Here is a 21,899-nt window from a genome sequence, read left to right on the forward strand (position 1 = left end):
GTTTTTTATTGGGACACGTTTATCATTTCACCGGCAGTTCGATATCGGTAAACATATTTTCTATCAGCTGAGGATCTCTGAGGCCTACCGCTTTCTCTACTACCTCTTTAGTCAAATGTGGTGCAAAGTGCTCAATAAATTCGTACATATAGGTCCTTAGGAAGTTTCCTTTCCTGAAGCCTATCTTAGTCGTACTGTGCCCAAACAGGTGACTTGCATCGATAGCCACCAGATCTCTGTCCATATGAGGATCGATTGCCATAGAGGCAATGACACCGACACCGAGTCCCAGTCTTACATAAGTTTTCAATACATCCGCACTCGTTGCACTGAATACGACTCTAGGTTCCAGCCCTGCCCGGTTAAATGATTTCTCAATTTCAGACTCACGATCGAAACCGAACACATAAGTCACCAAGGGGAAACGGCCCAGATCTTCGATACTGATATTACTGCGTGATGCTAAAGGATGATCGCGGGTAACGACAATAGAGCGATTCCAATGATAACAAGGCAGCATAATCAGATCTGAATACAGATGCATTCCTTCAGTAGCAATAGCAAAATCGGCATCACCTCTCGCCGCCAGCTCACTAATCTGAGAAGGCGTTCCCTGATGCATATGAAGGTTTACCTTCGGGTACCTGTCGATAAAACCACGAATGATATTAGGCAAAGCATATCTGGCTTGCGTATCAGTAGTCGCAATATTTAATTCACCTTGATCCGGCTTAGTGTACTCTTCGGCAACTTTCTTAATGCTTTCAACTTTGCCTAAAATATTATTTGCTATACTTATTACCTGCTCACCGGCAGGAGTAACATGGGTTAAGTGTTTACCACTACGACCGAAGATTTGAATACCTAACTCATCTTCCAGCATACGTACCTGTTTACTGATCCCTGGTTGAGAGGTGTATAGGTTTTCCGCGGTTGCTGACACGTTAAGGTTATGATTAACCACCTCTGCAATGTATCTGAGTTGCTGCAGCTTCATCTTTGTTCCTTCGATTCGACCTCTGACGACACTTTCTCGGGTCTGGAATGGGCATTAAGTATAATAAATAGTTATAGTACAACGTAAATATTAAATCAATATGGAATATAACATAGTGTTAATGTCGATCACACGACATTAGTCAATTCATAGACTAAGATAGCTATGCTAGTGTGTTGATTTATAGTAGCATTAACAGAATTGCAAAATTAACGGTAGACCTATGATATTTACTTTGGTTCTGATCCTTATCGGCGCGCTATTATTACTCGTTATCGGAATTAATGTCATACAGCAGCAGAAAGAAAAAGCTGAAGCTGAGCGTAGAACCGAGCTGGCAAGACAGCGGGCGATAATTGACGAAACGGAAGAGGTATTGTCTCACACCGGCATGTTCCCATGCTCTTCTCAAATTGTTCTGGTGTTATACAAACGAGTCCAGGATGCGTTAGCTTTAGCGGTTCAAAATGCCGCCAATCAGGCCGGAGATTATCAACGTCGGGGGCTGGATATCAAAGCACAGATTGAAACACTACAATCCAGCCCCAAATCATCGCCGGCTATCGAAGGTTTTCGCCTGCCCGATAACGATAAACAGATCCTGACTCTTGTACAGGTACTCAAAAAGCTAAAAGCAATACTGAGAGCCGAGCATAATAAAGGAAAAGTTGAACCCGCTACCTTCTCTGAAGAGGAGGGACGCATCGATAGCCTTCAATTAAGAATTAACGTCGACTCTATGCTATCCAGAGGCCGTGCAGCCTGCTTTATGAAACAGTACGGCTCAGCAAAACAGATGGTAACCAAAGCGCTCTCGACGCTTCATGCAATCAAAGCTCAGACACCGAACGATCCGTTTATTGCCCGTAAGGTCGAAGAAGCGAAGGCTATGTTAGATGAAATTACCGGTGCCCAGAAGGAGGCAAGTCCGGTAATTAAGCAGGAGAAGGATGAAGAGGATATCGATGTCCTGTTTCAACCAAAGAAGAAGTGGTAACGCTATTCCCTACCATTTAAAACCAGCATTTATGCTGGTTTTTTTGTGCCAAAAATAATTGAACCTAAACAGCCTTTGCAACTAAAGCCGCTCCAGGATAATGCTAAAACTAACTTCAACAAATAATTTTGTATCAGTAGCTTCGCGGCTAAAGCCACTCCTACATATGGCTACAACCGACTTCAACATATAATTATGCCGTAACAGCTTCGCGACTAAAGCCGCTCCTACATATGGCTACAACCGACTTCAACATATAATTATGCCATAACAGCTTCGCAGCTAAAGCCGCTCCTACATATGTCTACAGCCGACTTCAACAGATAATCTTGCATAAACAGCTTCGCGGCTAAAGCCACTCCTACATATGGCTACAACCGACTTCAACATATAATTATGCCATAACAGCTTCACGACTAAAGCCGCTCCTACATATGGCTACAACCGACTTCAACATATAATTATGTCATAACAGCTGCGCAGCTAAAGCGGCTCCGACGTATGGCTACAGCCGACTTCAACATATAATTATGCCTTAACAGCTTCACGGCTAAAGCCGCTCCTTCATATGAGGTTTCAAATAGAGGCCGGAACCTCAGTCCCTATTGCAAAAAAGCCCCGACACAAGTCGGGGCTTTCATATAATCAAAAAAAGACGCTAATCGATTAGCCGATTATTTTTTCTCTTTAGGCTTAGCTTTTGCCTTTGCCTTCGCTTTAGGCTTCGCCTTCTTCTTAGACTCAGAAACCCATTTACCGTCAATGAATTTAGATGTCCAGCCAGACGCTTTACCATCGACATCTGTTGCAACGTATTGCTCTTTAGTCTTACGACTGAATCGAACCGTTGCCTTGTTACCATCATCATCGGTAACAGGGGCATCGGCCAGATAAGCGTACTTAGGCCATAGAAGCTCACGATACTTAACCAACTCTTCCACTAACGGAGCGCGGGTCTCACGTGACTTAGGAAAAGTACTGGCAGCCATAAAGATCCCCGCCGCACCGTCTCTAAGTACAAAGTAACCATCAGATTTAGTGCATTTCAGCTCTGGAAGGTGAATAGGATCTTCTTTTGGTGGCGCAGCTTCTCCGCTCTTAAGTAACTTACGAGTATTCTTACAGTCATCGTTAGTACAACCAAAATACTTACCGAAGCGGCCGTTTTTAAGCTCCATATCGTTGCCACAACGATCGCATTCGATAATCGGACCTTCATAGCCCTTAATTTTAAACTGTCCCTGTTCGACTTCATAGCCACCACAAATAGGGTTGTTACCACAGACATGAAGCTTACGCTTCTCATCGATGAGGTAACTATCCATCGCAGTCCCACACACGTCACACCGATGTTTAGCTCTCAATGCATCAGTCTCTGCATCTTCACTGTTTTCGCTCACAGCTTCTTCGCCGGGAGTTAGGTTCATCGTCGTCTTGCAACGCTCTTTTGGTGGTAAGGCATAACCGGAACAGCCCAGGAATACACCCGTCGTCCCCGTTCGAATTCCCATGGGTCTTTCACAAGTTGGGCACTTAATGTCTGTTAACACCATTTCGTTTGGACGCATGCCGCCCTCTTCGGGTGCCAACTCGGCTTGCTCAATCTGTTTAGTCAGATCTTTATAGAACCCATCCAAGACCTTTTTCCACTCGAGTTCGCCTTGAGCCACATCATCGAGGGTTTGCTCCATGCTGGCAGTGAAGTCATAACTCATTAACTCTTTAAAACTACCAACCAGGCTCTCACTGACGATCTCACCCATCTTCTCGGCATAAAAGCGACGGTTTTCGACCTTCACATAACCACGATCTTGAATCGTCGAGATAATGGTTGCATAGGTAGAAGGACGACCGATACCCCGTTTTTCAAGCTCTTTAACCAATGATGCTTCACCGTATCTCGCTGGCGGCTTGGTAAAGTGTTGCTTAGGCATTAACTCTTGTAAGCTAAGTGTGTCGCCCTGTGCAACAAAAGGAAGAGTGTTATCCTCTTCGTTTTTCTTCTTCACAACAGTCTGAACACGAGTCCAACCGTCGAAGCGTAATGTACGCCCCGTCGCCTTTAGCTCATACTCACCGGCTTTAACGGTTAATCGTGTAGCATCATATTTAGCTGGTGTCATCTGACAAGAAACGAACTGGCGCCAGATCAACTCATACAAACGCTGAGCATCTCGCTCCATGTCTTTCATGGATGCAGCCTGAACTTTTACATCTGATGGACGAATCGCTTCGTGAGCTTCTTGAGCGCCGTCTTTACTTCCGTAGCGAATTGGCGCTTCAGGCAGGTATTTATCGCCGAACTCTTTGCCAATCATCTCCCGCACACTATCGAGAGCCTCTTGGCTCAAGTTGGTCGAATCGGTACGCATATAGGTGATATGACCCGCCTCGTAGAGACGTTGCGCCATCATCATGGTTTTCTTAACGCCAAAACCTAAACGTGTACTCGCAGCTTGCTGCAAAGTAGACGTGATATAGGGCGCAGAAGGTTTGCTCGATGTCGCTCTGTCTTCACGAGCCGCAACAACAAAACTTGACTGAGACAGTGCCGAGGTTGCCGTTTGGGCCTGCGACTCAGTAACCGGATTAAATGCCTTCCCCTGAAACTTAACGACTTGCATCTTTAATGCGTCATTCGTAAGCGTTTCCAGCTGAGCATGGATATCCCAGAACTCTTCAGGTACAAAAGCCTTAATTTCACTCTCTTTCTCGACAACGAGTCTGGTCGCTACCGATTGTACGCGTCCGGCAGAGAGTCCTCTGGCCACTTTTTTCCAAAGCAGCGGAGATACCATAAAGCCAACAACACGGTCGAGGAAGCGACGCGCTTGCTGTGCATTTACCATATTGGTATCTAAGGTTGCAGGCTTGCTAAACGCATCCTGAATCGCAGACTTAGTGATCTCGTTAAACACTACACGTTGGTAACGTGATGCATCACCACCGATCACCTCCTGCAGATGCCATGCAATGGCCTCTCCCTCTCTATCCAAATCCGTTGCGAGAAAGATTTGGTCGGCGGACTCGGCTAATGTTTGTAGCTCTTTAACCACTTTTTCTTTGCCGGGGAGTGTCTGATACTTGGCTTTCCAGCCTTTATCAGGATCAACGCCCATACGCGCAACTAGTGCTTGCTTGGCCTTAATACTCTTGTAGATGGCTTTCTCTTCAGGAGCCATTTTTCGTACTTCTGCCGGCGTTTTCGTCGCCACTTTTGCTTCAGTACTGGATGATGTTGGCAGGTCACGAATATGACCCACACTCGATTTCACGATGTAATCTTTGCCGAGATATTTATTAATAGTCTTGGCTTTGGCCGGTGATTCGACAATAACTAGCGATTTACCCATAGAATGATCTGCGCCAAAAAGTCTCAAAATTTGTCAATTGGCTCCATATATAGAGGGTTGTCTCGATACTTTCAAGCTAATCCCTCTTTTATTTGTATCGTTGAGCCAATAATTAACCATTTTGGAACTATTTCTAAAATAAGTGTGAAAAAAATAATTGCGTAATTAAAAACTAATATTTCATTATTAGTCATCTAGCAAGTAATTGTTGTGCATTTCGATGCAAAAATCACAAAATACCTGTTTTCGCCTACCTTGTTAACCCAAGAAGCTCAAGTATACTGAGCGCGAAATATCATAAAAACATGTAATAATTCGATCGAATTTACGCAATGATAGCCACTTATGCCTTGTTCTGCACCTGTGGTTAGCCTGCTTTAATTCATTTTTAGCAAAGAAAAATAATATATTGGGTAAATTTGGGACCTCATCGGCAATTTAAACTCACCCTTGCCGGTAAAAAACAGAAAAAATGTACTCCACTTCTACTTCAACAAATAAAAAAGGTATCGCTACCCTAAAAGGAAAAGTAATGAAGCATTTTGAAGCGAATTTTGATGGACTGGTTGGACCGACGCACAACTACGCAGGACTCTCTTTTGGCAACGTTGCCTCTCTCAATAATGCGGCGGCCATCTCAAACCCCAGGGCAGCGGCTAAACAAGGCTTGAAAAAAGCCAAAGCACTTGCTGATATGGGAATGGTCCAAGGCATGTTAGCCCCTCAGGAGCGCCCAGATCTTCACACGCTGCGTAGAATTGGTTTTTCAGGTACAGACGCAGAAGTTTTAAATAAAGCCGCTAAGCAGGCTCCTGCGCTGCTTAGAGCATGTTGTAGTGCATCCAGCATGTGGACAGCCAATGCTGCCACCGTATCTCCAAGCGCCGATACCCATGATGGCAAGCTACACTTCACACCTGCAAACCTGGTCGATAAGTTGCACCGAAGCATAGAACCTGAGACCACAGGCAACATTCTCGCGGCGACATTCAATAATTCACGTCATTTCACCCATCACCAGCATCTGCCGGAACACAACAGCTTTGGCGACGAAGGGGCGGCCAACCACACCCGCCTTTGTAAAAATTATGGTAATGCCGGTGTCGAGCTGTTTGTCTATGGTCAGGAGGCGACGAATCCTGCCGCGCCTAAGCCATCTAAGTTTCCCGCCAGACAAACTTTAGAAGCTTCACAGGCCATAGCTCGCCTTCATCAACTCGATGATGACAACACAGTGTTTATCTCTCAAAACCCGAATGTCATCGATCAGGGGGTTTTTCACAATGACGTCATTGCCGTCGGTAACCAGAATGTCCTGTTCTATCACGAGCAGGCCTTTCTCGATACCCAAAGCAAACTCGATGAGATAAAGCGTAAATTCGGCGACAGCGAACTTCATTTCATCGAAGTCCCGACCAGTAAAGTCGCCATACAGGATGCGGTAAAGAGTTATCTGTTTAATACCCAGATCATCACCTTGCCATCTGGCGAGATGGCCATCATAGCGCCAACCAACTGTCAGGAGAACGAAGCCGTCCACGCCTACCTAAATGAGGTGGTCACCTTAGGCTCGCCGATTAAGCAGGTTAACTATTTTGATGTTAAACAGAGCATGCAAAATGGCGGTGGTCCGGCATGCCTGAGATTACGCGTCGCCATGAACGACATGGAGTTGGCCGCGGTTAATCAACACACCTTGATGAATGATGCCCTGTTCACACGCCTGAACGCCTGGGTAGATAAGCATTACCGTGACCATCTCAGCGTCGATGATTTAGCCGACCCACAGGTGCTCATCGAGTCACGAACCGCACTGGATGAGCTGACACAGATAATGAAACTGGGCAGCGTGTATCAGTTTCAGAAGTAGGAAATAATTTTTCTCCAATAAAAAACCCAAGGTAGTACCTTGGGTTTTTGTCTCAATTAACGTTTATTCAATAGTTATTCCGATGGCGATAACTTCTGTTACAGCTCCTTTAGGACTCTCAACTTGAACTAAGAAGGTTCCAGAATTTGGTAAATCTTCTCCTTTGATCGTGACCACAAAGCCGCGACCACCATTGTAATTACTGCTCGGCCATACAAATTCAGTACCACTCACCACTGAACCAGCAGTTGCAATGAAACTCACCTTACTTCCAGCAGGCAATTGCTGGTTATGGAGGTCTGATAGAGTGAAGCCTACAGAAGCGGTACCTTTACCTACGATGGTAATTCTACCAGGGTTATGTACACCGTCCTTATCTACAATAACAATATCTTCATGCTTAGTCGCAACAGCCCAACTTCCTGACATCACCATGGTTAAGCTTCTGCGTACATATAAAGATTTTGAATCGGCAATGCCGTCGGCGCAACCTGCGTGAGCCGGAGAAGAACAGAGCACACCATTATATAGGCCATCTTTGAAATCAAATATGCCATTTGAATTAAAATCGACTAACTCCTCTAAAGCTCCACCGTCTAGCCCAATTAACTGGCCAGTTGGTTGCGGGTTAAAGATTGTGTCTTCGTTGTAATCGTTAAATGCATCGTTGAGATCGAATGACTCGCCGGTGACATCCTTGCCGGTTAAAAATTCACTCATTTCGCTGGCATCGAAACGACCATTACCATTGAGATCCGGGAATGTTTCCTCACCAATCGCCGTTGCAGTTATCGTGGCCCGGCCACCATATTTCTGACCATAGAAGTTACCGTAGACGCGGGTTTGTGCATCATTTGTAATATCACAAACTGCCGAATCACCTTCATTCACTTTAAGTACATAACACGCTAGCTCAGCCGTAGGGTTCCGAATTTGAACTCCTCGTTCATCGAACAGTGACTGTCCCTCGGGCCTCGCTAATTGACTCGTCCAGGTCACAGTACAGGCACCATTCAAAGTCTGACATGCATCCTCGATCGCACCGCCCTCCGTTGTAAATGAAATCGTGGTTCCATCGGGAACAGGGTTATTGAAAGCATCGGCCATACGAGCGGTGACTTCCACTGTTGTCCCATCACGATCCCATCCCTCGGCATTGAGCACTTCGGCAGAGAGTGAGAAGCTATCCTGATCCGGAATACCGGTTGAGATGATGAGCTGTTTAGATTGGCTGGTTATAGCTGGATTAGAATTATCATCCACAGTAGCCGTCACTCTGACAGATGTCGCCACAGTACCTGTTGTCACAACGGTTTGAACGATACCTTCATTGTTTGTAGTTGCAGAAACAGGGCTGATATCTACACCTCCAACGTTTGTATTCAGCTCAAAAATCACGTTCTGGTTGCTAACCGGATTACTGTTTTTATCGAGTACCTGGAACTTAACCGTTGAGGACTCGGTGCCTCCGGTACCTAAGATACCGATATTTTCAGGTTCCGCCGACACAAAAATAATACTGCCTACATCAGCTTGAAGTACATTGATGATACCGATAGCCGATAGGCTTATACCACCGGCATTAGCAGTAACATTAATTTGATCTTCTCCGACACAGCCTTGTGCCAGATAAGTCGAAGTCGCAACACCATTGCTGGATGATACCGGTGAACTTATTTGAGCCTGAGCCGGATTCTTCGTCGCACAAGTTGATGAGAAATTCACATCAACAGGCTGAGTAAAAGGCGTTCCCTGATCATCTTGAATGAGTACGGAAATAGTTGCCGTACCTCCAGCCGATAAATTAGTGGTACTGACATCTGCGACACCTTGCTCGAAGGGGTTACCACTTCCCATCACGACATTAGTCGCACCAACGACTACAATCGTTTTACCAACTTCATTAGTTGACAAACTCGCAGTGACTTCACCCGCCCCTAAAGAGCTACCGGCATAGATATCGACAGTAGCCTTACCTTCGGCATCGGTTACGGCACTTTTAATGGGTAGATCACCGATTGGGCTATCGAAAGTCACAATTACAGGTTTATTAATTCCTGTCACCGTTGCCGTAAGCTTTCCGGGAGATAACGTGCTAATCGTCTGAATCGGGTTACCAGAGCCGTCAGTTAGCACCAAAGAAACTTGAGCGCCACCTCCTGCTTCACCACCATCACCAACCATAGTGACATTCAAAGAGGCTGACTCACCGGATGTAATGGTTGCCGTTATTGTCGCACCGGTGTTGATCTCTGCGGTATTCAATTGAATACTAGCTACACCATCGGAGTTCGTTGCAACTTCCCCTGTACCGGGTGCAAATGTTCCATAGCTGTCATTGTTTAAAGTAAAAGAAACTAACGTGCTAACAGCAGCTCCACTCGAACTTTTCACCGTTGCGGTAATCGTTGCGGGTTCCGCAACCGACACTTGAGTATTATTAACGGCTAACTCAACCGTAATGGTTGCGGGGGGAGTTGTCCCTCCTCCACCATCATCTACAATATCCCCTCCACCACTACAGGCGACGATAAAAAACGACCAAAAAAATGCGACCAAAACTTGATAAGCTGACTTCATGCCAGACTCCCTGTTACTCAGAATGTAATTTTAAGCAAAGCGCTTATTACTTATAGATCAACATTACATAATTTTCCCGCTACTTTTCCATAACTATCTTATTTTATTTCGTTAAAAGAGCGAAAAACTTTAACTATTTGGCCATTTCATCGCCAGACCTTTCTTGTTAGGCTTACAGTGTAAATTGAAAAGCACAATAATTATACAGGAAGCACTATGGCTTTAACTCAAGCAAGAAAGCTCGGATTGACGGGCAAAATTCTTATCGGTATGGGAGCCGGTATACTTTTCGGATTACTTCTTAGAAATCTTTTTCCCGAAAGCACATTTATCGAAAACTATGTCACCGAGGGATTCTTAAACGTTATCGGAACTATTTTCGTTTCGGGCCTTAAAATGATCGTCGTCCCTTTGGTCTTTATCTCCCTGGTCTGCGGAACCTGCTCATTGAGCGATCCGTCCAAGTTGGGACGGCTAGGTGGTAAGACAATTGTTTTCTATCTTTTCACCACGGCAATCGCCCTCTCTTTGGCAATCTCAATTGCCATTCTTGTCCATCCGGGCAACGCTTCTCTGGTCAGTGACGGCTTAGTATTTAATGCAAAAGAAGCCCCTAGTCTGTCTCAGGTTCTGATCAACATAGTACCGACTAACCCGCTTCAAGCCATGAGTGAAGGTAATATGTTGCAGATCATCCTCTTTGCGGTGATCTTCGGTTTCGCTATCTCCCACATCGGCGAACGGGGAAAACGTGTTGCCGCTCTGTTTAATGACCTTAATGAAGTGATCATGCGCGTAGTGACCCTAATAATGCAGCTTGCCCCCTATGGTGTCTTCGCCTTGATGGCAAAGCTCGCTCTGACACTAGGCTTAGAAACCTTTGGCAGTGTGGTTAAATACTTCTTCGTGGTATTAGGCGTATTACTGCTGCATGCATTTGTGGTCTATCCCTCTCTGCTGAAGATCATCGCCGGACTAAACCCTTTTACTTTTATCAGAAAGATGAGAGATGTTCAGCTTTTTGCCTTCAGCACCGCAAGCTCTAACGCGACACTGCCGGTCACGATTGAAACGGCCGAGCACAGATTAGGTGTCGATAACAAGGTAGCTTCATTCACCCTGCCACTGGGTGCAACCATCAACATGGATGGCACGGCGATTATGCAGGGCGTCGCTACTGTGTTTATTGCACAGGTCTATGGCATAGACCTGACTATCACAGATTACGCTATGGTGGTCATTACAGCCACTCTGGCCTCTATCGGTACGGCTGGTGTGCCAGGTGTAGGACTGATCATGTTAGCCATGGTGCTGAATCAGGTAGGACTCCCGGTCGAAGGGATAGCCTTGATCATCGGTGTCGATAGGTTACTGGACATGGTGCGCACGGCGGTCAATGTCACCGGTGATACGGTCGCGACTGTGGTTATTGCAAAATCTGAAAAGGAATTCAATGAGGTAACGTTCAATGACACCCAAGCGGGTAAGGCCGCCAGCAGCTTCAACGATCAGCTAAATGCCAAGTAGCTGCAATTAAATATTTGATAGTAGGTACCATTAGCCAGTAATAAGAAAGGCGTCCAATTGGACGCCTTTCTTTGTTATTTCTACCTAGGAAACTAACTGCGAAATATGTGTAAGCAGAGTCAGTGACTCTGACCTTATCTCTCCCAGTATGCCTCTTCTAAGCTATCTTCACGCTCGGGCAGACCACGGGACAGACGAGGGCTATGCTGAGCCAGCACTTCGTAAGCCACACGGTTAGCGTATTTACAAACTTGAGAGAACGATGAGTAACACAGACCATCGCGCTTATGCTTGCTTGAACCAGGAACATTGGCTTTGTGGAAGGTATTAGACGCCAGATCGTGCAGTAAGGCCGCAAGTGCACCATCACCTGCACCATTGGTATTACGGATCTTCTCCGGTCCCCCCATATAAGGAGAGATATGAGCGTAGACCTTAATCGGTGTATCACAGGCGGCTTTTAACTTGGGACGAGAGAACTCGTAACGGTTAAACTCTGGGATCATACCAGGTAATAGAGTATGACTGGTTTCCCGCTTCTCTGAATCTTCGGTATAACCCGCCATATAGAGTCCCAGAGGGCCTGCCGTCGTTAACACCAGATCACACAGCTCAAGGGCCGCTTCACTTGCCAGTAACGGATCACTGAAGCCGGTCAAGGCCTCCCCTTCGTCTTCATTCATGGCTAAGATGGTGACATTGTCTTTGATAAACGACTTCCACCAGCTAGGGTCTTCCTCAATAAGGAATCGTGTTCCTAAGGTTAATACAACCGGGACCTCGGCTTCTTTTGCATATTCAATGGCTTTAAGCGCGGCATCGGTAATCTGATCACCATCACTGGCTCTCATCAAATATGCCGTTAATATCAAAGCAGATGCCCCCTGAACGATATCTTTATCGATATACTCGGGGGTCAACTTATCCATGGCGCCTTTACTGATAGCGAAGGTGCGCTCACCACATTCTGAGATCAGGGTGAAACAGCGCCCTATTGGTCCATCAACAGGCTGCAGATAGTTAAGATCGACTTTTGAAGAGGTGTTACACAGGTAGCGGTAGGCGTAACTGCCTACCTCAATATTATTGCTCATCACACCAAATAGCACAGATCTGTCATCGGCGAGGATCGAATAATTATGAACCGTATTACCTATGGTGCCGCCGGCAAACTCATCGCTGACAAGTTTGTTGGTTTTCAGCTCTGAATAGAGAGCATGTGCCTTTTCATCATCGATAAGTGTGGAGTTACCTTTAGGCAACGCATATCTTTCCAGAAGCTCATCACCGACTTTTGCTTCAATATCCACCAGAGTCTGATCGATACCTGTAATGTAAGTTGGAAAACGTTGAGGCTGCTGCGTCATTTGCGCCAATAATGGGTCACGATTTTTTACGGGGAAATAGTGCTTGGACTTTCGCTGACCTGGAAACTTCATTTTATGATCTCGCTATTTGGCAACAAGGGATATTGGCTTATGTGAGCCTCGCCTAAAAAGGCAACACAACCACTATATTGACCCACGCCATGCTGAGGGCCAATATAAATGGCGGCAGATCCTAACATACACAGTGAATTTCACCAGTAAGCAGGTCAAGTTTTTTTCATTAAGCTGAAACCCATTTCGATGCTTGCTCAGTGACTAGCTTAGCTAATAATTCGATATGAGGCTCATTGTCGTTAAGACAGGGAATAAAACGGTAGCTTTCACCGCCTGATTCAATAAAGCTCTCTTTACCACCGATAGAGATCTCTTCGAGGGTTTCTAAGCAGTCGGCGGCGAATGCCGGACACATAATATCGACAGATTTAACGCCTTTCTCGGGGAGTGATTCCAATAACTTGTCCGTATACGGCGTTAACCACTCCTCCTTTCCAAACTGAGACTGGAAACAGAGCTTCCACTGTTCATCCTTCAAGCCTAAAGCTTGCGCAAGCAAGAGAGCTGTTGCCTGACACTGCGCTTGATAAGGGTCCCCTTCATTAACGTATCTTACCGGCACACCATGAAAGGACATAAGCAGAACATCGGCCTGACCATGTTCATTCCAGTGGGCTCTGACAGAAGAGGCTAACGCCTCAATATAAGCCGGGTCTTGATAGTACTCTTTATTAAACCTGGTCTCTGGAATATCCCGCCAATCTTTGAACTCGGCAGCGATGGCGTCAAAAACAGGCGCGACGGTCGAACATGAGTATTGAGGATAAAGCGGCAGTACGACGACCCGCTCGACACCTTGTTGTTTCAGTTTATCTAAACCGGAGGCCAAAGAGGGGTTGCCATAACTCATCCCCAGCTCCACAGGGATCGCTTGCCCAAGCTGCTCTTGCAGTAAGCTGGCAACCTTCTCCCGTTGACGCTGACTTATAACCATTAACGGAGAGCCTTCATCAGACCAGATAGATTGATATAACTTTGCGACTTTAGCGGGTCGAGTATTTAAGATGATGCCATTTAAAATCGGCTTCCAAATCAAGGGATTCAGATCAACAACGCGAGGATCACTTAAAAACTGCTTAAGAAAACGTTTCACGTCACTCGCACTTGGAGAATCGGGGGTCCCCAAATTCACAAGGAGTACACCAAATGCCGGGGTTGTCTCGCTCATCATTGTATTCATTAAAATACCAATTGTACTAAATAGTTAATTGTTCTACCGGCTGGAACAACCAATAGCAGCGAAAATAATCTTCAGAATTGTGTCTGCGGAAGCGCAGAAGAGAGGCATAACTGAAACCAATGCCGATAACAGTTAATAAACACAATTTAAGTCATTGTTAGTAATGATTGACTCTTACATATCTGGCCCGTGCGAAGGGCAATCACACATGTAAACTCATCTAGGCTAGCATCCAAAATCCCATAAAAAAAGCCCACTTAAGTGAGCTTTTTAAAATATGAGAACTAGCTCATTTAGTAATGGCTTTGACTCAAGCGATTAGATTCTAATTAGCTTAACGCTGTAACAATCTGCTCACTCACAGCTGCAACACTCTGAGTGCCGTCAAACTTGCTGTATTTAGAATGTCCCGCCGCCGCAACCTTACCGTAATATTCGACAAGTGGCTTAGTCTGCTCGTGGTAAATACCCAGACGCTTACGTACTGTGCTCTCTTCGTCATCTGGACGAATAGCAAGATCTTCGCCTGTCACATCATCCTTTCCTTCAATTTTTGGTTGATTGAAAACGATATGATAAACACGACCGGAACCCGGATGAACACGGCGGCCACCCATACGTTTAACGATCTCTTCATCGGGTACATCAATCTCAACGACATGGTCGATACTGATCCCACTTGCAGCCATCGCATCGGCTTGCGGAATCGTACGCGGGAAACCGTCAAGCAGGAAACCTTTTGCACAATCATCTTGAGCTACACGCTCTTTAACTAAACCAATGATTAGCTCATCTGAGACCAACTGGCCTGCATCCATCACTTTCTTAGCTTCTAAACCAAGAGGTGTGCCAGCTTTAACCGCTGCACGTAACATATCACCTGTTGAAATTTGCGGGATACCGTACTTTTCCATGATGAACTGGGCCTGGGTACCTTTACCGGCACCTGGGGCACCTAATAACATGATGCGCATCTCGAGAGTCCTCTTATTTCACATAGTTTTTATCATTGGGCGGCGATCTTCGCACAATTGGCCGCCCTTTTGAAGGGTTTTGCATGAGTTTTAGGCTGGATTTAGTTAGACTTTAGCCTGATAGACAAGAATTTTTTGCCGATAAAATGTCTAATCGGTAATTATGTCGATCTTTTGTACTAAAACGCCAATCATGACCTAATAAAGTAAGCTGTACAATTTACGTCTATATTGATTAGCCAGCGCATTACTCTGCCCTAACGCAGTCAATATCTCCAAAAACAGTTTTTTGGCATCGCCATTTTCAACAGTAATATCTTTCGATAATGGGGCAAACAACAGCTCCAGCGCTTCTTCATTTCGTTTGGCCTGATGCAATGCTTTTACCAGCTCCATCAAGACTGCGATATTGGAAGGCTCACTTTCGACAGCTTGCTGTAACTGTCTTATCTCTGGTGTATCGGCCGCGTCCAAAGCAAGCGCAAGCTTAGCTTTTAAACTTTGATAATAACTGTCCTGATCGGCAAGTCCGACACTATCCAATAGCTGGGTTGCTGAGGCGAACTCTCCGGCCATCAGTTGCGCATCGGCATAAACCAGAGTCACTTCGGCATTGGGCGACTCGGCAAACGCCTGTTTTAACAATACCAGGGCTGGTTCAAACTCATGTAATGCAAGATGGTTCTTCGCCTGATTAAGTTGCAACTCCCACTGTGCAGGCAGATGCTTGTCGAGCATAGCCGATATTTGCCCTTCATCCTGACTCCCGGCAAAGCCATCGATAGGCTTTCCTTCACTCAGGACAAGCGTGGTTGGTACATTTTGAATTTGAAAATAGTTGGCGATCTCCATCTCTCTATCGCAATCTACTTTCGCTAAAACAAAACGCCCGGATTGCTTCTGTGCCATCGATGTCAGTGTCTGACACAGACCAACACTTTCAGGGCTCTGTTGAGACCAAAAGGATAAGACAACAATCTGCTTCATTGAAACATCAACTATCTGTTGAATATTCTCTTTAGTCAGTTCCAAAACGGTTTCCATAACGATCCTTGAGATAAGCCTTAATAAACCACGATGTTAGTACAACAAACATCATATATACCCAAACTACTTCAAAATGCTCGTTTCAGAGCTCCCGTAGGATAGCTGAACAAGGCTGTGATTGAAGAGAATGGTTAGTCCCTTTTCAATATCACTAACGCAGTGCAGGAATTCTACGGGAACTCCCGAAGGGCAAGGCGAGAAGCAACATATTTCAGCGTTATGAAATATTGAATTAGAATAACTAGTACTACTATTTCATGCCTTAAACTCTGTCACTTCTCGACATGCTGAATCCTGCATTTCGAGGTTGTTTGGGTATTAGATATAAAAAAGAGGCAGAACCTTGTCCATATACACTCATGTATCAGACGTCCTGCCTCATATTACTGCTAAATATACCTAATCTACTTCAAAATGCTCATTGGGGCAGATTACTTAAGTTTAGCTAACAGCATCTCATTCATCAGCTTAATGAAGGCCGATGGGTCAGCTAAGCTGCCTTTTTCGGATAGCTGTGCTTGTTGAAGTAACAGATCACTCCACTGAGTAAACAACGCCTCATCTTGCTCATCGTTAAGACGAGCGACAAGTGGATGTTCCGGGTTGATCTCAAATGTTGGTTTGCTTTCAGGAACAGCTTGACCCGCAGCCTCCATCAACTTAATCATCTGAGTAGACATCTCACCTTCACCGGCAACGACACAGGCTGGCGTATCGGTCAGACGAGTCGTCACTTTAACCGCAGACACTTTCTCACCCAGAGAATCTTTAATACGCTTAACTAAACCTTCAGACTCAGTTTCAAGCTTCTCTTGCGCTTCTTTCTCACCGGCATCTTCCAAATCGCCAAGCTCAAGATCGCCACGAGTCACAGAGTGAAGCTGTTTACCGTCAAACTCTGTCAGGTGATTGATCAACCACTCATCGATGCGCTCTGACATCAATACAACTTCGATGCCTTTCTTACGAAGAAGCTCTAAGTGCGGGCTGTTTGCGGCAGCTTCATGGCTGTCGGCAACGATATAGTAGATCTTGCTCTGACCTTCCTGCATGCGACTCACGTAATCGGCAAGTGATACCGTAGGAGCAGCATCCTCAGTATGGGTTGATGCGAAGCGTAACAAGCCAGCAATACGCTCCTTGTTTACCATATCTTCGGCAGGTCCCTCTTTTAGTACCTGACCAAACTCAGCCCAGAACGTCTGATATTTCTCAGCATCATTCTTAGCCAGTTTCTCTAACATACCAAGTACACGCTTAGTCACTGCCGTGCGAAGCGCCGTAGTGACCTTGTTGTCCTGTAAGATTTCACGGGATACGTTTAGCGGCAGATCGTTAGAGTCGATAAGACCCTGAACGAAGCGAAGATAGCTAGGCATAAACTGCTCGGCATCATCCATGACAAACACACGTTGAACAAATAACTTCAGGCCATGCTTACGGTCACGGTTCCACATATCCCACGGTGCCTTCGAAGGAATATAAAGCAAGCTGGTGTACTCCTGCTTACCTTCTACCCGGTTGTGGCTCCACAGAAGCGGATCGGTGAAGTCATGAGAGATATGTTTGTAGAACTCTTCATACTCCTCTTTAGACACATCACTCTTGTTTCGTGTCCAAAGTGCAGTCGCCTTGTTCATCGACTGCCATTGGCCTTCTGTCGCTGCAACCGCTTCTTGCTCTTCAGTCGCTTCGATGGCTGGCGTGCCCTCTTCCCACATTTCAACGGGAACAGAGATATGATCTGAATACTTAGTAATGATTGAACGCAGACGGTAATCGTCGGCAAACTCTTTCTCTTCTTCACGAAGGTGCAGTACGATCTGTGTACCGCGAGTTTCTTTAACTATGGTGTCGACGGTAAAATCGCCTTCACCGGCAGACTCCCACTGTACCCCTTCATCCTTGGCATGACCTGCGGCGCGGGTACGAACCGTCACCTTGTCGGCAACAATAAATGAAGAGTAGAAACCAACACCAAACTGACCGATTAGCTGTGAATCTTTTGACTCATCGCCCGATAAGTTTTTAAAGAAATCTGCTGTGCCTGACTTTGCAATGGTACCCAAGTGCTCAATAACACCATCGCGGGTCATACCGATACCATTATCTTCAATCGTTACCGTGCCTTTCTCTTTATCGGTACTGATGCGAACACGCAGCTCGCCGTCACCTTCATAAAGGGCATCGTTAGTCAGTGCCTCATAACGCAGCTTGTCTGCCGCATCGGCTGCGTTAGATACCAATTCACGCAAGAAAATCTCTTTATTTGAGTATAAAGAGTGGATCATCAAGTTCAGGAGTTGCTTGACTTCAGTTTGAAAGCCGTGAGTTTCTTGTTGTGACATGGATTATTCCTTCTGTATTTCACAAAGCGTATTTCTTTATGCAAATAGAGATGGGGCTGGAATTTTGCTTTTCAAGGGAAATGTGTCGGGAAATTCAATAATCTCCATCGACAAAACAAAAAAACCAGCGTCTGCATAACAAACACTGGCATTCGATTCGGTTTCAGCGCCATCAGGCACAGGTTCTCATTGAACGTTAAATCGGCAAACGTCCATTAAAAGAGAGTGCCAGAGTCGTACTATCCACGTACTCTAGCTCGCCTCCTACGGGTACACCATGCGCGATTCGGCTCACAGAGACATTATGAACTTTCGCCATATCCGCGATAAAGTGAGCCGTCGCGTCTCCCTCTACCGTTGGGTTAGTCGCTAAGATAAGCTCAGAAACGCCACCGGAACAAAGATGCTCTTCGAGCAGGGATAAACCTAACTCATCAGGCCCGACTCCATCGAGTGGCGACAGATGGCCTAACAGGACAAAATATCGACCACTGAAATGACCACCCGCTTCGATTGCTAACACGTCTGCTGGCGTCTCCACGACACAGATCTGCTCTGACTGTCCCCGTTTATTACTGGCACAAATCGGGCAATGACTCTCTTCGGTAAAGGTACGACAAGAGCGGCAATGCCCTACATCGCTCATCGCTGAAGCTAAAGCCTGTGCGAGAGTCTGTCCGGCCTTACGATCGCGTTCCAATAATTGAAACGCCATACGCTGTGCTGACTTGGGACCCACTCCGGGAAGACATTTCAATGACTGGATCAGTTCATCGACAAGGGGGCTAAATTTCATTTTTTATCCGGATTAAAACGACATCTTCATGTCTGATACTTTTGGAGTTATGAGCAGTGCTGATAAGTGGTAGATACAACGTCTTACAGCCCTCATAGTATATTCAGAACAGAAGAATACCATACAGAGCTAAAAATTTGCTCCCTATATAACCCCAAAGGTTCTTTTGCTACTCATTTTCTCAAAAGCGTCACAGACATTTGCGAACAGATAGTCACACCTCATAACGGCACAACTCCCCTCGACGAACGTTTATCTCACATTTCTCAGGAAGACTGAAACATCATCAAAATTTAAGTGAATACACCGAGAGTTGATTGGTCGGGCTTCCCTGCTATGATTATTCACATAGCTTGTTAACCGTTTTCGGTCTGTTTCAGTTTAAATAGACCTGTTAAATTGGGAACTTCAACAAGAGGTATCGCAGTGACGCGGGGATCAGATGAACAGCGTTGGTCTAGATTAATGGTGAGTGCACAAGCGGGTAACGAATCCGACTACCGTTTGCTGCTCACTGAATTAACCGCTGTTATTTACAACTTCCTGCGCAGTCGATTCGGTGACCAACACTTTATTGAAGATTGTGTACAAGAATCCCTGATTGCGATACATCAAGCTCGCCATACCTATGATCCACAGCGTAATTTCCGTCCCTGGCTGTTTGCCATTGTGCGTCACAAGGCAATAGATACCTTGAGTAATCAAAATAGGCGAAAAAAGGTGGTCGATAACTATCATGATGAACTGCATGTTTTGTCTCAGGCGGGCCGGCAGAGTGAAGCTGAGAGTGAGCTCTCACAGGGCGACATACTGGTGTCACTGTCACCACAGCACCGAGAGGCGCTAATTCTTACCAAATTCATCGGTTACAGTATTGCTGAAGCATCAGAAAAACTCTGTATATCAGAAAGTGCGGTCAAAGTGCGGATCCACCGTGCCATCCATAAATTACAGCTGTTATTGGAGGCAGACGAGCAATGAATAACCACGACTCGCTGATCGCAAATCTCAGTCGCAACTTAGCGCCTGTGCCACCTCCACCGAATATCAATAGACTGGCCATGGTCTGGTTTTGCTTGAGTGCGTTTTTTGTGGTCGTACTTATCCACCTGATGGGGCCAGTTCGACCGGGCGCATTTTTACAGCTGGTCGAAAAACCCCGCTTTTTGCTTGAGTCCTTACTGGGACTCGCCGCGATACTCTGGGTTTGCCAATCGGCTTTTCGCGGCGCTATACCCGGCGCCTTAACCAGTAGATTTTATGCCTTTGGTATCATGCTGATGATACTTTGGCTAGCCCAATACCTGACTGGATTGGTCAGCCCGGCGCTGGAGCCCTCTATGCTGGGTGAGCGCGATCACTGTTTCCTTGAAACGCTGATCTATTCACTGCCGCTGATCTTGTCAGGTCTGTTGCTCGTTCGTCGGCTCTACCCCCTACGTCCCATACGCACGGCCATGTCGCTAAGCTTAGCAGCGGGCATGTTGCCAGCCCTTTATATGCAACTCGCCTGTATGTACGAGCCTTCACATATCCTCACCCATCATATTCTGCCGGGCTTACTGATGGTACCGGTTGGCGCAACCATCGCCATGTTCTGGCGACCCCATCGCGATATGCCCAACGAACACTAAATTAAAAAGTCTCAAAATATTTACAGAAATAATTATGTTCAGCCGCCTGTAACTATTTTGGCTTGACTGGCGTATCCGTAATTAAGCCCTGCTAATTGTGAGTCGCTTTGGATGACTCGGGGGCTTTTCAGAAACAGTTAAATTGCTTTTGTTGATGGAGGCGCGTGATTGATGAATAAGCACGACTTGCTAATCACAAACCTCTGTCGCAACTTGGCACCAGTGCCACCTGCACCGAATATCAACAGGCTGGCCATGTTCTGGTTTTGTTTGAGTGCGATTTTTGTGGTTGTAATTATCCACCTGATGGGGCCAATTCGACCTGGATCATTTTCACAACTGGTCGAAGAGCCCCGCTTTTTGTTTGAGTCCTTACTGGGACTCGCTGCGACTCTCTGGGTTTGCCAATCGGCTTTTCGCGGCGCTATACCCGGCGCCTTAACCAGTAGATTTTATGCCTTTGGTATCATGCTGATGATACTTTGGCTAGCCCAATACCTGACTGGCTTGGTTAGTCCGGCGCTGGAACCCTCTATGCTGGGTAAGCGCAGTCACTGTTTCTTTGAAACCATGATCTATTCACTACCACTGTTCTTGTCGGGTCTGTTGCTCATTCGTCGGCTCTACCCCCTGCGCCCCATGCGCACGGCCATATTGCTAAGCCTGGCAGCGGGCATGTTGCCAGCCCTTTATATGCAACTCGCCTGTATGTATGAAACTTCACATACCCTTGTCTTTCATATCCTGCCGGGATTACTGATGCTACCGACAGGCGCTGCCATCGCTATGTTTTGGCAAACCCATCGAAATATGCACAACGCAGATCAGGTTTGACCCGCCTCGGAAATGATAAGAATAATTATTTTTATTCAACTGTAACTATTTTGGCTTGACTGACGTATCTGTTTCAAACCCATAAAGGGTTAGTGAACCTGCTTAATGAAAAGCACATTAATGAGTCAAGAGGAAGGCACTATTATGAAAAAATTCATTATGAACACATCTAAACTAGTAACCACAATTGCCCTTGCAGTGTTAATTTGCAGGTAAAACTGATCCACGATTTGCATCTAAAAGTGATCCACCCAATTGGTGTTATATGACCATAATCATGGTCTATTTTCTAGCCTTTTTCTCCTTTGATTTTTTAGTTG

General features: G+C 45.9%; 15 protein-coding genes. 6 read left to right on the top strand and 9 right to left on the bottom strand.

The features are described from left to right. Positions 1-22: 22 nt before the first annotated feature. Positions 23-997 carry an HTH-type transcriptional regulator CysB gene (gene cysB / locus EKG39_RS12525; RefSeq protein ID WP_126506083.1) on the bottom strand — a complete coding sequence of 325 codons (975 nt, stop codon included), beginning with the start codon at positions 995-997 and terminating at the stop codon, positions 23-25. 223 nt (positions 998-1,220) lie between these two features. On the opposite strand from cysB, the gene EKG39_RS12530 reads away from it, so the two are divergent. Beyond that, complete coding sequence (locus EKG39_RS12530; protein ID WP_126506084.1) at positions 1,221-1,994, top strand: hypothetical protein; 774 nt, start codon at positions 1,221-1,223, stop codon at positions 1,992-1,994. A gap of 674 nt (positions 1,995-2,668) precedes the next feature. On the opposite strand, the gene topA is transcribed toward EKG39_RS12530, so the two are convergent. Next, positions 2,669-5,347, bottom strand: a complete 2,679-nt coding sequence (topA, locus tag EKG39_RS12535) for a type I DNA topoisomerase (RefSeq protein ID WP_126506085.1) — start codon at positions 5,345-5,347, stop codon at positions 2,669-2,671. 532 nt (positions 5,348-5,879) lie between these two features. Here topA and astB point away from each other — a divergent pair. Then, entirely contained in the window at positions 5,880-7,217 is a 1,338-nt protein-coding gene (gene astB / locus EKG39_RS12540) for an N-succinylarginine dihydrolase (protein ID WP_126506086.1), read from the top strand. 63 nt (positions 7,218-7,280) lie between these two features. Here astB and EKG39_RS12545 read toward each other — a convergent pair whose 3' ends face one another. Continuing rightward, positions 7,281-9,797 (bottom strand): Ig-like domain-containing protein, encoded by a 2,517-nt coding sequence (locus EKG39_RS12545; protein ID WP_126506087.1) that lies wholly within the window; start codon positions 9,795-9,797, stop codon positions 7,281-7,283. A gap of 216 nt (positions 9,798-10,013) precedes the next feature. On the opposite strand from EKG39_RS12545, the gene EKG39_RS12550 reads away from it, so the two are divergent. Then, complete coding sequence (locus EKG39_RS12550; protein ID WP_126506088.1) at positions 10,014-11,324, top strand: dicarboxylate/amino acid:cation symporter; 1,311 nt, start codon at positions 10,014-10,016, stop codon at positions 11,322-11,324. 134 nt (positions 11,325-11,458) lie between these two features. On the opposite strand, the gene EKG39_RS12555 is transcribed toward EKG39_RS12550, so the two are convergent. From EKG39_RS12555 to recR, 6 genes are all read right to left on the bottom strand, one after another. Next, positions 11,459-12,763: an inosine/guanosine kinase gene (locus EKG39_RS12555; RefSeq protein ID WP_126506089.1), complete on the bottom strand. Its 1,305-nt coding sequence runs from the start codon at positions 12,761-12,763 to the stop codon at positions 11,459-11,461. 169 nt (positions 12,764-12,932) lie between these two features. Then, complete coding sequence (hemH, locus tag EKG39_RS12560; protein ID WP_126506090.1) at positions 12,933-13,946, bottom strand: ferrochelatase; 1,014 nt, start codon at positions 13,944-13,946, stop codon at positions 12,933-12,935. Between the two features lie 329 nt (positions 13,947-14,275). Continuing rightward, on the bottom strand, positions 14,276-14,920 hold the full coding sequence (gene adk, locus EKG39_RS12565; protein WP_126506091.1) for an adenylate kinase: 645 nt from the start codon (positions 14,918-14,920) through the stop codon (positions 14,276-14,278). Between the two features lie 198 nt (positions 14,921-15,118). Then, positions 15,119-15,964: a tetratricopeptide repeat protein gene (locus tag EKG39_RS12570; protein ID WP_126506092.1), complete on the bottom strand. Its 846-nt coding sequence runs from the start codon at positions 15,962-15,964 to the stop codon at positions 15,119-15,121. Between the two features lie 434 nt (positions 15,965-16,398). Then, positions 16,399-18,315 carry a molecular chaperone HtpG gene (htpG, locus tag EKG39_RS12575; protein WP_126506093.1) on the bottom strand — a complete coding sequence of 639 codons (1,917 nt, stop codon included), beginning with the start codon at positions 18,313-18,315 and terminating at the stop codon, positions 16,399-16,401. A 196-nt stretch (positions 18,316-18,511) separates the two neighbouring features. Further along, complete coding sequence (gene recR, locus EKG39_RS12580) at positions 18,512-19,111, bottom strand: recombination mediator RecR (RefSeq protein ID WP_126506094.1); 600 nt, start codon at positions 19,109-19,111, stop codon at positions 18,512-18,514. A gap of 426 nt (positions 19,112-19,537) precedes the next feature. Here recR and EKG39_RS12585 point away from each other — a divergent pair, with 426 nt between their 5' ends. The 3 genes from EKG39_RS12585 to EKG39_RS12595 all read left to right on the top strand — a co-directional run bounded on the left by EKG39_RS12585 (position 19,538) and on the right by EKG39_RS12595 (position 21,579). After that, positions 19,538-20,092, top strand: a complete 555-nt coding sequence (locus tag EKG39_RS12585) for an RNA polymerase sigma factor (protein WP_126506095.1) — start codon at positions 19,538-19,540, stop codon at positions 20,090-20,092. Then, a complete protein-coding gene (locus EKG39_RS12590) occupies positions 20,089-20,745 on the top strand; it encodes an NrsF family protein (protein ID WP_126506096.1) in 657 nt (218 codons plus the stop codon). The genes EKG39_RS12585 and EKG39_RS12590 overlap by 4 nt, the downstream gene beginning before the upstream one ends. A 171-nt stretch (positions 20,746-20,916) precedes the next feature. After that, complete coding sequence (locus tag EKG39_RS12595) at positions 20,917-21,579, top strand: NrsF family protein (RefSeq protein ID WP_126506097.1); 663 nt, start codon at positions 20,917-20,919, stop codon at positions 21,577-21,579. Positions 21,580-21,899: the final 320 nt, after the last annotated feature.

The sequence above is a fragment of the Shewanella atlantica genome, from assembly GCF_003966265.1.
GTDB classification, from domain to species: Bacteria; Pseudomonadota; Gammaproteobacteria; order Enterobacterales; family Shewanellaceae; genus Shewanella; species Shewanella atlantica.